11 protein-coding genes and 5 tRNA genes are annotated in these 13,412 nt (G+C 35.7%); 5 read left to right on the top strand and 11 right to left on the bottom strand.

What is annotated here, in order from left to right:
- Positions 1 to 400 precede the first annotated feature (400 nt).
- The 5 genes from HUE88_RS00870 to HUE88_RS00850 all read right to left on the bottom strand — a co-directional run bounded on the left by HUE88_RS00870 (position 401) and on the right by HUE88_RS00850 (position 928).
- A tRNA-Leu gene (locus HUE88_RS00870) sits at positions 401 to 485 on the bottom strand.
- 52 nt (positions 486 to 537) lie between these two features.
- A tRNA-Arg gene (locus HUE88_RS00865) sits at positions 538 to 614 on the bottom strand.
- 15 nt (positions 615 to 629) lie between these two features.
- A tRNA-Arg gene (locus tag HUE88_RS00860) sits at positions 630 to 706 on the bottom strand.
- Positions 707 to 750: 44 nt separating this feature from the next.
- A tRNA-His gene (locus HUE88_RS00855) sits at positions 751 to 827 on the bottom strand.
- Between the two features lie 23 nt (positions 828 to 850).
- Positions 851 to 928 (bottom strand) — tRNA-Pro (locus HUE88_RS00850).
- A gap of 172 nt (positions 929 to 1,100) precedes the next feature.
- Here HUE88_RS00850 and HUE88_RS00845 point away from each other — a divergent pair.
- Together HUE88_RS00845 and HUE88_RS00840 are read left to right on the top strand one after the other, a co-directional pair.
- Positions 1,101 to 2,546 (top strand): alanine/glycine:cation symporter family protein, encoded by a 1,446-nt coding sequence (locus HUE88_RS00845; RefSeq protein ID WP_194370168.1) that lies wholly within the window; start codon positions 1,101 to 1,103, stop codon positions 2,544 to 2,546.
- Positions 2,543 to 2,812, top strand: a complete 270-nt coding sequence (locus tag HUE88_RS00840; protein ID WP_194370165.1) for a hypothetical protein — start codon at positions 2,543 to 2,545, stop codon at positions 2,810 to 2,812. Before HUE88_RS00845 ends, HUE88_RS00840 begins: the two co-directional genes overlap by 4 nt.
- Before the next feature lie 114 nt (positions 2,813 to 2,926).
- Here HUE88_RS00840 and HUE88_RS00835 read toward each other — a convergent pair whose 3' ends face one another.
- The 5 genes from HUE88_RS00835 to mtnK all read right to left on the bottom strand — a co-directional run bounded on the left by HUE88_RS00835 (position 2,927) and on the right by mtnK (position 10,165).
- A complete protein-coding gene (locus tag HUE88_RS00835; protein ID WP_194370163.1) occupies positions 2,927 to 4,888 on the bottom strand; it encodes a bifunctional aldolase/short-chain dehydrogenase in 1,962 nt (653 codons plus the stop codon).
- 47 nt (positions 4,889 to 4,935) lie between these two features.
- Complete coding sequence (locus HUE88_RS00830; RefSeq protein ID WP_194370161.1) at positions 4,936 to 6,891, bottom strand: methyl-accepting chemotaxis protein; 1,956 nt, start codon at positions 6,889 to 6,891, stop codon at positions 4,936 to 4,938.
- An 18-nt stretch (positions 6,892 to 6,909) separates the two neighbouring features.
- Entirely contained in the window at positions 6,910 to 7,734 is an 825-nt protein-coding gene (locus tag HUE88_RS00825; RefSeq protein WP_194370159.1) for a substrate-binding domain-containing protein, read from the bottom strand.
- A gap of 102 nt (positions 7,735 to 7,836) precedes the next feature.
- Positions 7,837 to 8,949, bottom strand: a complete 1,113-nt coding sequence (gene mtnA, locus HUE88_RS00820; protein ID WP_194370157.1) for an S-methyl-5-thioribose-1-phosphate isomerase — start codon at positions 8,947 to 8,949, stop codon at positions 7,837 to 7,839.
- A complete protein-coding gene (gene mtnK, locus HUE88_RS00815) occupies positions 8,939 to 10,165 on the bottom strand; it encodes an S-methyl-5-thioribose kinase (protein WP_194370155.1) in 1,227 nt (408 codons plus the stop codon). The genes mtnA and mtnK overlap by 11 nt, the downstream gene beginning before the upstream one ends.
- Before the next feature lie 71 nt (positions 10,166 to 10,236).
- On the opposite strand from mtnK, the gene HUE88_RS00810 reads away from it, so the two are divergent.
- Positions 10,237 to 10,434 carry a hypothetical protein gene (locus HUE88_RS00810; RefSeq protein ID WP_194370153.1) on the top strand — a complete coding sequence of 66 codons (198 nt, stop codon included), beginning with the start codon at positions 10,237 to 10,239 and terminating at the stop codon, positions 10,432 to 10,434.
- On the opposite strand, the gene HUE88_RS00805 is transcribed toward HUE88_RS00810, so the two are convergent.
- Positions 10,431 to 11,063 carry a Rossmann-fold NAD(P)-binding domain-containing protein gene (locus tag HUE88_RS00805; RefSeq protein ID WP_229860110.1) on the bottom strand — a complete coding sequence of 211 codons (633 nt, stop codon included), beginning with the start codon at positions 11,061 to 11,063 and terminating at the stop codon, positions 10,431 to 10,433. The two genes, HUE88_RS00810 and HUE88_RS00805, sit on opposite strands and share 4 nt — an antisense overlap.
- Positions 11,064 to 11,203: 140 nt before the next feature.
- On the opposite strand from HUE88_RS00805, the gene HUE88_RS00800 reads away from it, so the two are divergent.
- Together HUE88_RS00800 and HUE88_RS00795 are read left to right on the top strand one after the other, a co-directional pair.
- Positions 11,204 to 12,730 carry an oxygen-binding di-iron domain-containing protein gene (locus tag HUE88_RS00800; RefSeq protein WP_194370151.1) on the top strand — a complete coding sequence of 509 codons (1,527 nt, stop codon included), beginning with the start codon at positions 11,204 to 11,206 and terminating at the stop codon, positions 12,728 to 12,730.
- Positions 12,720 to 13,409 (top strand): response regulator transcription factor, encoded by a 690-nt coding sequence (locus HUE88_RS00795; protein ID WP_194370148.1) that lies wholly within the window; start codon positions 12,720 to 12,722, stop codon positions 13,407 to 13,409. The genes HUE88_RS00800 and HUE88_RS00795 overlap by 11 nt, the downstream gene beginning before the upstream one ends.
- The last annotated feature ends 3 nt before the right edge of the window (positions 13,410 to 13,412 follow it).

The following is a 13,412-nucleotide window of genomic DNA, read 5'->3' as shown; positions in this document are numbered from 1 at the left end:
AGTATTCCTATGAAAATTACTCAGCGGGAAGCCAAGAGGCTAACCGCACAATATATAAATATTGCTGCAATTGGGAATGCAAAAACACTTGGTACCCCGCTAAATAATTTAAACTGGGTAATACTACTACTATTGTTGAGGAAAGTTAATAAAGAGAAATACACGATTATAGAACAAAGCACTATTGTATTTCTCAACAATATCTTTCAAATTCTTGCAAAAGTTTTCATTAATTTTTTTTAGTAGTGTGTAATGGTTTATTAAGCTTAATTTTTCAACTTAATTGAAAAAAGAATTTAATTTTAAGTTTGAGTGTTTGTAGTTAAATTGTAGTAAAAAAGAGGTTTTTGAGTTTTCTTAAATTTTAGTAGAAAGTCTTTGAAAGTACCTATTTTAGGTATGGTGCGGATGAGAGGACTTGAACCTCCACGCCTTGCGGCACCAGATCCTAAGTCTGGCGTGTATACCAATTTCACCACATCCGCATGTGATTTGTGTTCGACATTATATCTTTCTATTCTTAAATAAAAAGAAAAGTGGTACGCCCTTCAGGATTCGAACCTGAGACCGATGCCTTAGAAGGGCATTGCTCTATCCAGCTGAGCTAAGGACGCATACATATAAAAACATGGTGCGCCCGATAGGATTCGAACCTATAACCGTCGGATCCGAAGTCCGAAACTCTATCCAGTTGAGCCACGAACGCCACAATAATTTATTAATTAATTTTTATTTTTTATATTTATTTTATGGGGTGGGATACGGGATTCGAACCCGCGACCCCCGGCACCACAAACCAGTGCTCTAACCAACTGAGCTAATCCCACCATGCAGTAAATATAAAAAAAGGTGGTCGGGGTGAAAGGACTCGAACCTTCGGCCCCCTGGTCCCAAACCAGGTACTCTAACCATACTGAGCTACACCCCGACCTATTACAAAAACCGACCATACAGCTGGTTAATGAGGCGAAATTATAGTCAATAAATTTTCAAATGTCAATAGTTATCTACTACAATCAGTAAACTTTGTTACTATTGACACAAAATGAGATTAAGATTAGTTTGTTACAATACTTTTAAATAGTTTTTAGGGGTAGTATTTGAGTGAAATTTTTATTAGCATTAACTCTTTTTTAGAGGCATTTTTATTTTTTGACATACTTTTTGGAACAGTTGATGGTGTAAATTTTCCTTTTTTAGTTGCTTGGCTTATTTCTGGTGGTATTTATCTTACATTTGTTACAAAATTCATAAATATAAGAGCGTTCAGTCACTCTTTTAACATACTAAGGGGAAAGTACAAAACAATAGATGATGTAGGACAAATATCTCCTTTTGCAGCTTTAACAACTGCTCTAAGTGCAACGGTTGGACTTGGCAATATTGCGGGAGTTGCTCTTGCTGTATCTATTGGAGGGCCTGGAGCTACTTTTTGGATGATAATTGCCGGTTTTTTAGGTATGAGCCTAAAATTCACAGAGGTCACCCTCTCTATTCAATATAGAGAATTTTTAAAAGATGGTACTGTTATGGGTGGTGCCATGGAGTATCTCTCAAAGGGTCTTGCAAAGAAAGGGTATGTCAGCTTTGGCAAAATTTTAGCTGTAATGTTTGCATTTTTAATGATTGGTGGAGCAATTGGAGGAGGTAATATCTTCCAAGTATCCCAAGCTTATAGCGCTATTTCACATGAAGTTCCATATTTTGCAGAAAACCCGTTAGTATTTGGATTTATCATTGCAACTTTAGCAGGTGCAGTTATCATTGGTGGAATAACAAGAATTTCTGCTATAACAGAGAGACTTGTCCCAGTTATGGTTGTTATATATCTTAGTGCATCAATATGGATTTTAGGTTCATTTTATGACAAAATTGATGATGCCTTTGTTCTAATATTTACTGAAGCATTTAGTACAAGTGCTATTTATGGCGGTATGCTTGGAGCATTGATACAAGGTTTTCAGAGGGCTGTTTTTTCAAGTGAGGCTGGGCTTGGCTCATCCCCTGTTGCACATGCCCCTGTACTAACAAAATACCCTGTAAGACAAGGCTTTGTTGCACTTTACGAACCTTTTATTGACACAGTTGTTATATGCACAATGACTGCTTTAGTTATCATTATTACTGGTGTTTATGAGCCGGACGGTGCGCATGCATCTCTTATTGCAGCAAAAGAGGGAGCAGCTCTTACAAGTGCAGCTTATGGAACTGTGTTATCGTGGTTTCCGACTGTTTTATCCGTAAGTATATTTCTTTTTGCTTTTTCTACAATGATATCTTGGTCTTACTACGGCGAGCGAGCTTGGGTTTATATTTTTGGCTCTAAATTTTCGGTTGTTTATAAAATAATGTTTCTATCTCTATCGGTGATTGCTACTGTTGTAAGCACAGGAATAATGGTAGATTTTAGTTTTATGCTTATGCTTACTATGGCGGTGCCGAATATACTAGGACTCTTTATTCTAAGTGGCGATGTTAAAAAACAATTAGAGGATTATCTAGTAAAACTAAAAAGCGGTGAGCTAGACGTAGAGGCGATAAGATGAATAAAATACAACAACAATGCAAGCAGATATTGACTGAGGAAGGTATTGATATTTTCTCGGAGATAGACTTTGATGTTAACGGAGAAGTTCATACACTTTCATTTAACTATATTATAGAGACTTTTATGGGAGCTTCGGACGAATCACAACTAGTTTTCTTAACAGCCCTCCAAAAGGCTTTAGAGGCTAAGGAGATGGGTGCTAATAAGTTCTTTGAAGGAATGGGTCAACTGCTTCTGATGACCCACCTCTCAGAGAAGATGTAACAGAGACCTCTGATTAATTCATAAACTAGATTCCAAGTCAAGCTTGGAATGACGATAATTCCGTCACTCTGAACTTGATTCAGAGTCTAATTGCTAATTATTCAGAGAGTTCAACTAAATTATTCTATCGCTTCCGCCATCTATTGCAACTTGAGAGCCGGTAGTTTTTGCAAACGGCTTTCCTGCCATTGCGCATACTAATTCTGCTACGTTTTCTGACTTTATCTCTGTCTTAAGAATATTGTTGGTTTTATACTCTTCAACACTCATTCCATAAGCTTTTGCACGATTTGCCAAAACATCATCAGTCCAGATTGCTGTATCAAACACTGCATGTGGGTGCAGAGTGTTTACTCTTACCCCAAATTCACCGAGTTCAAGTGCTGCTATTCTAGCCAGCTGAGTCTGTCCAGCTTTTGCAACAGAGTAAGCTGCCGCACCTTTTCCTGGAGCAGGAAAGTTTTTAGAAGCGACCATCACTATAGAAGCGTTGACTCCAAGTTTTAAAAATGGAGCAGTATATTTGATAAGTTTTTGGTGTGACGTTAGGTTAATGTCCATGCTTCTTTGCCAATTCTCATCGCTTAACATGTCAAGATTCTCACTAGGTGTAAAGATGCCCGCATTGCTTACAACTATGTCAATCCCGCCAAAACTCTTAACAGCTCTACTAACAGCATTTTGAATATCATCGCTACATGTCAAATCACACTTCACACCGATTGCATCAGATTTTGAAAAGATTGTCTCTATGTCTGGATTTATATCAAGAGCCACAACCGCAGCACCTCTTGCATTTAGCATCTTTGCAATTGCCAACCCTATTCCGCTTGCAGCTCCTGTTACAAGAGCAACCTGACCACTGAACTCAGGAGCACTTCCGCCACCTTTTAGTTTTGCCTGCTCTAGTGACCAGTACTCAACCTCAAAAATATTTGCAGCACTTAGGGCTTTATAGCCACCAAGTTTTTCTGCTTTTAAAATCGCTTCAAAAGTGTGCTCATTTATGTCTTTGATTATATTTGCCTCTTTAGCATTTGCACCAAATGAGAGTGCCCCTCTATCTTTAAGGATAGCAAAATTAGGTGCAGGGTTTAAAAGTGTTTCGTCCTTTTTGTTATCACCAAAGTATTGTTTATAATCTTGTACATAATTTTCTAATTCTACTTCAAAATCAACTCCCAATATAGCCGGAATTCGTTTTGTTCTTATAACATGGTCTGGTGTTAAAGGGCCTTGTGTCGCAATTTTTTCTATATTTTGTTTTGAGAAGTTTATAGCTTCATTGCTGTCATTTAAGATAGAGATAGTCGCTTTACCTTTAATCTTGGAGACCTCTCGTCTAATTTTAGCAAGCTCTAAAAGCTCTACATGTAACTCTTCTTTTTCTACATGTAGAGTAGCTCCCTTATCTGCTAAGTACTTCTCAGCCTTGTCAACCAGCTCTATAGTTTTTTCATAAGACTTCTTAGCGTCATCATTAAATGTAAAAAGACCATGATTCATAAGAACCATTCCCTCCAACTCGCTCCAGTTTACATCTCTGGTCATATCGTAAATAAGTTTTGCAAGGACAAACCCAGGCATGATATAAGGGATAATAAGAACCTTATCGCCGTAAAGCTCTTTTATTTTATCTTCACCACCCTCAGTATTTGTAATAGTCACAACAGCGTCAGTGTGAGTATGGTCTACAAATTTAAAAGGGATAATTGCATGTAAAATAGCTTCAACAGAGGGGTTTGGAGCATGAGGGTTTGTCATGGCAACTCTTTGGTACTTAACCATATCTGTGTCGTTAAGCTCTTTTAACTCCGCCATTTTTAAAAGCATATCCATTTTTACAGGGGCAAAACCCTCAGCCTCAATAGTAGCTAAATCCCAACCACTACCTTTTACGTATAGTATATCTTCACTTTCACCAAAAAGATTTATTGCAGTTGATTTTACAGAAGTATTTCCGCCTCCGTGTAAAACAAGAGAACTGTCTCTTCCTAAGAGTCTAGATGTATAGACTCTTAAATCTAAGTCCGTTTTGTAATTCGTTGCTTCTTTATCATTATATAAACTTTTCAATACTTTACCTTATAAATTTTATAGCTTTAGAATTTTAGCTAAAAAACTTATGATTTAAATGTTGATAAGTTTTTATCTAACTGATTTACAGATTCTTCTAAGGAGTGTAGAGAATTATCCATCTCTTCAGCACTTTTTGCATTTAAGCTTTCCATTTCACTAACTTGCTTAATATCAACAAGCATTTTTTCAATCTGAGTAGATAAAAATACTGAGTCGTTAGCCGCTTTTTCTACGGAGATAGTTGCTTCATTCATATTGATTGCTGACTCTTCCATCTCTTTATCTGCAATATTTGAGAGTTCCATAAGTTTTTCTGAAACTTCTGCATTTGAATTCATCTCTTGGCTTGAATCCATAATCGATTGAACAATAACGCTAATCGTTGCATTGATATCATTTAAAGCCTTTTGAGTTCTTTCAGCAAGCTTTCTAACTTCATCTGCAACAACAGCGAAACCTCTACCGTGTTCACCAGCACGTGCTGCTTCAATCGCCGCATTTAAAGCTAATAGATTTGTTTGTTCTGCAATGTCTCCTATTATATTTAAAATATCTTTTGCCTGACTTGCTTCTTCAGTTAGTCTATTTAGTTTTTCTGCAAGGGCTAGTTCTTTTTGAGAACTTTCACTCATCATATTTGTTAAATCAAGTAAAATACCTTTAGTCGCTTCCAGCTTCATTTGTGTTGAGGCAATTACTTCTTGAGTATTTTTTGCTTCTGCATTTGTAATCTGAAGAAGCTCATCTACTTTTTCTCCATTGGCAACAAGCTCATTCATAACAGACGCACTACTAACTGCTCTTTCTTTTATTTTACTTGAGCTATTGGATAAATCACTTGCTACAGCATTATTATTAGAAGCTAGTTTTTTACTCTCATTTACAAGTTCTTGAACTTTTTCTATAAAAGTATTTATCCAACTGTTTGTTTCACATATTTCATCTCCATTATAATGACAAGGAAGCCTTTTAGTTAAATCCCCTTCTCCAGAAGACAACTCTTTTGTATGTGCTATTAGCGAGAGTAAAGGAACAGTTATAGCTTTTCTAATTGTCAAAAGAGCAACTATGTTAATAAGCAGAATTAATGCAAGAATAGCTCCAATTGAGATATAAACAATTTGTAGAGAATCATTTACTGTATCATTAACTATTTCTACGTTTTTTCCTAGAAGATATAAACCGATTTTTTCACCCTGAAAATCTTTTACATATTCATAAGTATACATGTAATTATCAGTTACTAAAAAACCATTTTCAAGAAGCTTTGCAAAGTCCAGTTTTTTTGCATCTGCTAAAAAAGGCTTGTCATAACTTCTTTGAGAAAGAACATAGTTTTGTACTCTCTCATTCTTTTTTGCTAAAGTAGCTATGTTTAAGAACTTGTCATCCATTAAAAAAAGAAACTCAACTTTCTCTTCTTTAAAGCTTTTTTGAACAGAATTGAGTCCTTGAATAAATTCAAGTGAACCTGCATAGCCAAATGAGTTATGGATAGGAACAATAGCTCTCATTACCATTCCAGCTCTGCCCATCTCTATTGCTAAAACAGGTTTATTTGTTTGTTTTACTTTATTGATAGTATGTCTAAAACCACTAAGGTCATCGCCATTTTTTTCTGGTTTCCATGCTCTTAAAAAAGATTTTACATCTTTGGTGTGAATATGGATTTTAATGTTTTTGTAGTTTGTACTAGCTTTATAAGCCTTACCTAGATTTTGAATGACTTCTAATGCCAAGTCTCGATCATCTTCCTCTACAGCCATTTTTAGTTCCATGTTTGAAGCTAAAGATATCGCACTTGTTATTCCAACTTCATACTTTAGAGCTAATTTATCTTTTAACTTAGAAAGAAGTTCCTCTTTTGTACCTGTATATGTTTTCTCAGAAATGCCTGATGCTATATAAAACTCAATAACAGAGACTATTATTAAGAATACAAGAGAAACAACAACTATTGGGATAGAGGTTTTCTTTCCAATTGAAATATTTTTATACATTTTTATTTCCTATCTTTACTATTTTTTTAGAGAACTTCCCTCTTTTAAGTTTACAGTTCCCGCTTTACTTATAACATCTTGTCCTTCAGCAGATAGGGCATAGTCAACAAAGTTTTTTGCTTCACCAGCTGGTACACCTTTTGTATATAAAAAGAAAGGTCTATAAAGAGAGTATTTTCCGCTTGCAATATTTGCTTTTGAAGCATCAACGCCATTAAGTTTTAAAATCTTAACAAGCTTTGTGTTGTGTTTTGCACTAGATATATCTCCAATTCCAAAACCACCTTTGTCTTTAGCAATAGCTTTTCTAAGTGGACCAGAACTTCCCTTTAGTTCTGCACCCTTTGCAAAACTTGCTTTTGGATCTTTAAAGATAGAGTCTCTTGCTGCATAACCAACACCAGAAGTTTTACCTTTTCTTGCATAGACAGTTATAGCTTGATCTTCTCCACCAATCTCTTTAAAGTTTGTGATTTTACCCATCATTATACTTTTTGCTTGATCTACTGTAACTGTTTCTAAAGGGTTATTTGGATTTACTAAAAACACTAAAGCTCCCCAAGCCACATGAGTTCCAACTACACCTTTATCATTAGCGATATCTATGACAGGACGACAACCACTACCAACAGCAACCTTGCCAGCTCCTGCTAATAAAATAGCCTTGCTTGCTCCACCTCTTCCAGGAATAGTAACTTTTACGTTATACTTTTTTGCATAAGCGGCATTAAGCTTTTTTAAGTACGCACTTTTTGTGATACCGCAACCAAAAGTTTGTATATCTGAAGCTCCAAATAGAGAAAGTGTTCCAACAGCCAATAGCAGTGTAGTAATTTTTTTCATTTTCATTTCCTTAAATTATCATATATGAAACAAGTCTACACACTATTGTCTGAGGACTGTCTTAAATAAGGAAAAATTATATATAAACGCTAAATAACTATATTATAATTTATCAGAAACGTTAAAAAACATTCTCACAATACTGTCGTAATTGGCGTAGCAGAGACCTTTGTTTGTTATAAGACCTGTTATAAGTCTGGCAGGAGTCACATCAAAGCCGTAGTTGATTGCGGGTGAATCTTTTGGGGTAATAAGAACTTCTCTCACAACTCCCTCTTCATCAACACCCTTTATATATCTCACTTCATCTGGACTTCTAAGCTCAATAGGAATCTCTTTTACACCATCTTTTATACTAAAATCAAAAGTGGAGGCTGGTATAGCTACATAAAAAGGGATGTTATTATCGTATGCGGCAAGTGCTTTTAAGTATGTTCCTATCTTGTTTGCCACGTCGCCATTTGCACTCACTCTGTCTGCTCCGACTATAACCATGTCAACTTCACCGTGCTGCATCAGATGTCCGCCGGTATTGTCTGCAATGATAGTGTGTTCAATCCCACTTTGTTCGAGCTCCCAAGCTGTAAGACTTGCCCCTTGGTTTCTTGGTCTTGTCTCATCAACCCATACATGTACATCTATTCCTCTTCTTTTTGCCTCATAGATAGGTGCGAGAGCTGTACCCTCATCTATAACAGCTAACCATCCTGCGTTACAGTGTGTTAGTATATTTATCTTTGTCTTATTTTTCTTTTTTAAAATCTCTTCAATTATGTCACATCCGTACTGAGCTATTTTTTGACTCTCTAATGCCTCTTCATCATTTAGTTGTATTGCAAACTTCAACGCATCTTCAGCTAAAGCCTCTGAATCTTCCGGATCTTCTGAATCCTTTAAAAGCTCCATCATCTTGTCAACCGCCCACATAAGGTTAACGGCAGTCGGTCGTGATTCTCTTATAAGATTTGCTTTTTCTTTTAGTTTTTCATACTCACCTTCTACTTCGATAGCCGCTATATATATCCCAAATGCTGCAACGCTACCTATAACTCCAGCACCCCGAACAGTCATATTTTTTATGGCTCTAACTACCTCGTCAGTCGTTGTAAGAATTTTTGTATCGTACTCAAACGGAAGTTTTGTCTGATCTATAACTTCTAAATACTCATAAAAGTCATCATCATTTAACCATAAAGCCTTATATTTACCCTGCATTTTTTATAATCTCCAATATCTCGTCACTTGTGTCTATTTTGTCGTAGTTCATAACAAACTCTCTTGCTATTAATAGAGCCAGCGCCTCAGCTTCGCCTCTTAATGTCACATCTTTTACACCTCGTATCTCTGCAACGCCTGCAACACCGTAAACTCTTCTAGCCATCTTGCATCCTGCAAATCCGACACTATCTTTTAGGATTTTTTTGACAAACCTTTTTTTATAATCATGAAGTGTTTTTTCATTCAAAAAGCCCGCAACACAAAGGGCAGAGTTTTTTGACTCACTCCAATAGTTTAAAAACTTCTCACAAAACTTGTCTAAAATTTCTTTTATGGTTTGAAGCAGCCACTCCATAAACTCCGTATCTTTTGTAACAACAGAGTGATGTATATAGTTGTTCACCAAATTCGCCAAAAGTGCCCCGACATCAAAACCAAAAGGGCCTACAAAAGCAAATTCCGGGTCTATTACGTATGTTTCATTTTCATTTATCATAATAGAACCTGTGTGCAAATCACCATGGAGCAACGCATCACTTTGGGTCATAAACTTATATTTTAGTTCCAACACTCTCTCTTTAAACTCATAATCTTCAAAAAGTTTTTTGGCATTTACATTATTTTCTACATTCTCATTGTCATTTGTCTCATGCTCCATAAATGGGAAGCTGAAAACTAAATCTTCGGTTAATTTACATAGCTCGGTATTGCCGTTAAACTTACCAATAAGCTCTCTTTTGTTTAAACTGCTCATAGCAATAGATGAGGTATAAAAAAGTGTAGCTGACATGTAGGTTGAGATATGTTCAGAGAACTTAGTATATTTAACTCTGTTTATGAGACCTTCGCGCATAATTATATGACTATCTAAATACTCCATAACAACAATGCTCATAGCTTCGCTAGAGTGGTACACTTTTGGTACAAAATTTGGAAAGATTTTGTAAAACTTCTCAAGAGCTCTTATCTCATATGTCATTCTCTCGCGAGAGAGAGGAAACTGCTCTCCAACACATCTAAGATATGGAACTGCCTGTTTTGCTATAAGTGCTTTCTCAGGCTCTTGTTCTGAGCTTATCTTATAGACATAGTTTAGATTTCCGTCACCGATTTCAACAGCATTTAAACTCTCTGTACCAAAAAATTCAACAACTTCTTTTATTGATAAGAGATACTCTACTACACTATTGACATCTAATACTTTATAGCTCATAATGCTCCTAAGCGTTTGTTTAAAAAATTGTATCATAATTCGCTATATATTATAAAAATCAGAGGTCTATTATGGGTTGGACATGTCAACATGACCACAAAGGTTACTGCAAACTTCTTAGCAAGGATTGCTTGCCTGGTATAAAAGGGTGCATACTAAACAAAAGTGATGGAATTATTTTTAGTAGCGGTATTTTGGAGAAAGACAAAGAAGATAGTGAAAACAAAAAAGAAGAGATAGACTTTGCCAAATTAGCCAGAGAAAACTAGACTTTCTTACTCCACATGTAAAGAGGGTCCGGATACAAAAAAGTGTAATTTAGTTCTTTTATAATCTTGTCTGAATTCACTATGCGGTAACTATTCCCCTCAAACTCTCCAAGCTCAAACCCAAACCCCTCACTGTTTTTTTTATGCACCTCTGAGCGCAGAGGGTGTTTAGGTGCAACAAGATTATATATCCCGTTTGTATAACTGCTTTGAATCAACTCTTTTGTAATCTTTATAACATCATCTCTGTGAATATAATTCACAAATCCATCAGCAAAAGATGAGCTGCTTTTCCACTTACCAGAGATTCTATCTTCGCCCATCAGTCCTCCAAGTCTCAGAATAACAACACTATCTTTTAGAGCCTGCATTAGCTCCTCTGCCTCTTTTTGCAAAGATGTTTTTGTTATAACTGCACTCTCATCAATCTCACAATCAAACTCCTTGTAAACAGAAGTAGAACTCATTAAAATTACTCTACATGTAGGTTTAGTTAATTCAGCTATTTTGCTAAGTGTTTGAAGATAATTGTGCTTTGGATTAATGGCGATAATCATCGTGTCACAATGGTAAAAACTTGAGTTATCTTGAGTTTTGTCACGCTCATAACACTCTACATGTAAGTCCAATGAAAGCTCTTGTGAAAGCGGTTTTCCTAGCCAGCCACACCCGATAATGCTAATATGTTTGATAGTTGTCCCCTTAATCTCAAAAAGAGTATTTAATAAGTATATGTTATTATGTCATAAATAAATAAAGGCTTCTTGTTATGAGTAAAAAGATAAACACTCAAGAGGCGGTGGAGATAGCGCCCAATATATATTGGGTGGGGATGCACCTTAAAGATGACCCTTTTCAGTGCCACCCATATCTTATACTTAACGGCAGTGAGTCTATTTTAATTGACCCAGGCTCAATGATTGAGTTTGATGAGACAATCGCAAAAGTAAAAACACTTACTGATATAAAAAACATAAAATACATTGTGCTTCATCATCAAGACCCAGATTTAGTAGCAGCGGTTCCAGAGATAGAAAAGCTTATAAACAGAGACGACCTGTTGGTTGTTACGCACTCAAGAACTTCTGTGTTAATTAAACACTACCTTATTAAATCAGACTATTATGAGATAGATAAAAACAACAACCAATTAGTGACTTCAACCGGCTTAAGAATTGATTTTTACACTACTCCTTATTGTCACTCGCCTGGTGCGTTTGTATCTTATGAGCCTGCTTCTAAAGTTCTGTTTTCCGGTGATATTTTTGGAGGATTGGATGACTCTTGGGATTTTTATGCCGATGAGACATATTTTCATAAAGCAAAACTTTTTCATCAAGAGTATATGCCAAGCAAAGATATATTCAACTATGCTCTAAATAAAATAGAAAAACTCGACATTGATTTAATAGCTCCCCAGCATGGTTCTATTATAGAAAAAAATTACATTAGTGATTTGATTAGTGATATGAAAAATCTTGACTGCGGATTATATATAGAGGAGAAGTACAATAAGGAACTAGTAGACACGATAAAAGAGCTTCAAGAGAAAGAAGAGGCATTAAAAGAGCGTGACATGCTGCTGTTTGAGCAATCCAAAAGAGTAGATATCAGCGAAATGCTCGGTAATATAGCACACCAATGGAGACAGCCTCTAGCTATCATAAATACGACAGTAGCAATACTCCAAGAGAAAAACAGTGCAGATATGTTGCAAAAGGATGATGTTAACGCTAAGTTGCACAAAATGGAAAAATCTATAATCTACATGTCAGATACAATCGAAGACTTTATGAACTACTACCGCCCAGATAAAGAAAAAAGTTGGTTTAAAGTTAATGATTCAATAAAAAAAGCACTCAATATTGTCCATTTATCTGGAAACGATAAAGGAGTTAAGCTAAACCTCTATCTTGATGATAATATTAAAATATATGGTATTATTAATGAATTTGTTCAAGTAATAGTCTCTATACTTTCAAATATCAACGATATCATAGCTAACAAAAATCTAGAAAATGTAAATATCACTATTTCACTAAAATCTGATGCTCAGCACACAACGCTTAGTATAGCTGATGATTGTGGCGGTATTGACGATAAAATAATAGGCAAAATATTTGACCCTTACTTTACAACCAAACATAAATCTATGGGAACAGGACTCGGCTTGCATATAGCAAAAATGATTATTGAGAACAATATGGGCGGCTCGTTAAGTGTGAAAAACAGTAATGAAGGTAATAGCACAAAAGTAGGTGCTAAATTTATTATAAAGATGAAAATTGAAAATTGATAAAATCAGGGATGTCTCTATCATGTTAGCCGAAGACGAAGAAGAGTTGAGAGAGTCAACGGTTGAATATTTACAGATGTTTTTTACCAGAGTCTATAGTGCAGCTTGTGGCAAAATGGCTTATGAGATATACAATGAGAAACGGCCCAATATTATACTTACAGATATTAATATGCCAAACCTTGATGGGCTGAGTCTAATCTCTAAAATAAGGCAAAAAGACAAAGAGACAAAAATCATAATCATGAGTGCTCACTCTGATCAGGAAAAACTTCTTCACGCAGTTAAACTTCATCTTGAAACATATTTGATAAAGCCTATAAAATCAGATATTTTAAAAAAAGTCCTATTTGACACAGTGGAACAAATCAGAGTCACTACAAGGCGTATTTATTTTGGCAGCAACATCTACTGGGACAGCGAGACCTGCACATTTTGGGAGAATAACGCAGAGATACAACTCAGAAAAAAAGAGACTATGCTGCTAAAATTACTATGTTCAAAACAAAGCCACAACTTTTCATCTGAAGATATATTTTATTATCTTCACCCCTCGGCAAATGAAAATGAATTTTCAAACGATGCAGTCACCTCTTTAGTAAAACGTATCAGAAGCAAACTGCCAAAAAACATTATTAAAACCGTTTACGGCTCAGGATATAAAATAGTGCCGATTTAAAAC

Origin of the sequence: Candidatus Sulfurimonas baltica (assembly GCF_015265455.1) — a bacterium.
Taxonomy (GTDB): Bacteria; Campylobacterota; Campylobacteria; order Campylobacterales; family Sulfurimonadaceae; genus Sulfurimonas; species Sulfurimonas baltica.
Note: the sequence above shows the minus strand (reverse complement) of the source record. Positions and strands in the feature narration are given on the sequence as shown.

Excerpts from the sequence above, each read along its gene's own strand:
- mtnA (WP_194370157.1), bottom strand. The coding sequence starts at position 8,949 with ATGCAGGGTAAATATAAGGCTTTATGGTTAAATGATGATGACTTTTAT.
- HUE88_RS00830 (WP_194370161.1), bottom strand. The coding sequence starts at position 6,891 with ATGTATAAAAATATTTCAATTGGAAAGAAAACCTCTATCCCAATAGTT.
- HUE88_RS00810 (WP_194370153.1), top strand. The coding sequence starts at position 10,237 with ATGGGTTGGACATGTCAACATGACCACAAAGGTTACTGCAAACTTCTT.
- HUE88_RS00825 (WP_194370159.1), bottom strand. The coding sequence starts at position 7,734 with ATGAAAAAAATTACTACACTGCTATTGGCTGTTGGAACACTTTCTCTA.
- HUE88_RS00840 (WP_194370165.1), top strand. The coding sequence starts at position 2,543 with ATGAATAAAATACAACAACAATGCAAGCAGATATTGACTGAGGAAGGT.
- mtnK (WP_194370155.1), bottom strand. The coding sequence starts at position 10,165 with ATGAGCTATAAAGTATTAGATGTCAATAGTGTAGTAGAGTATCTCTTA.
- HUE88_RS00800 (WP_194370151.1), top strand. The coding sequence starts at position 11,204 with ATGAGTAAAAAGATAAACACTCAAGAGGCGGTGGAGATAGCGCCCAAT.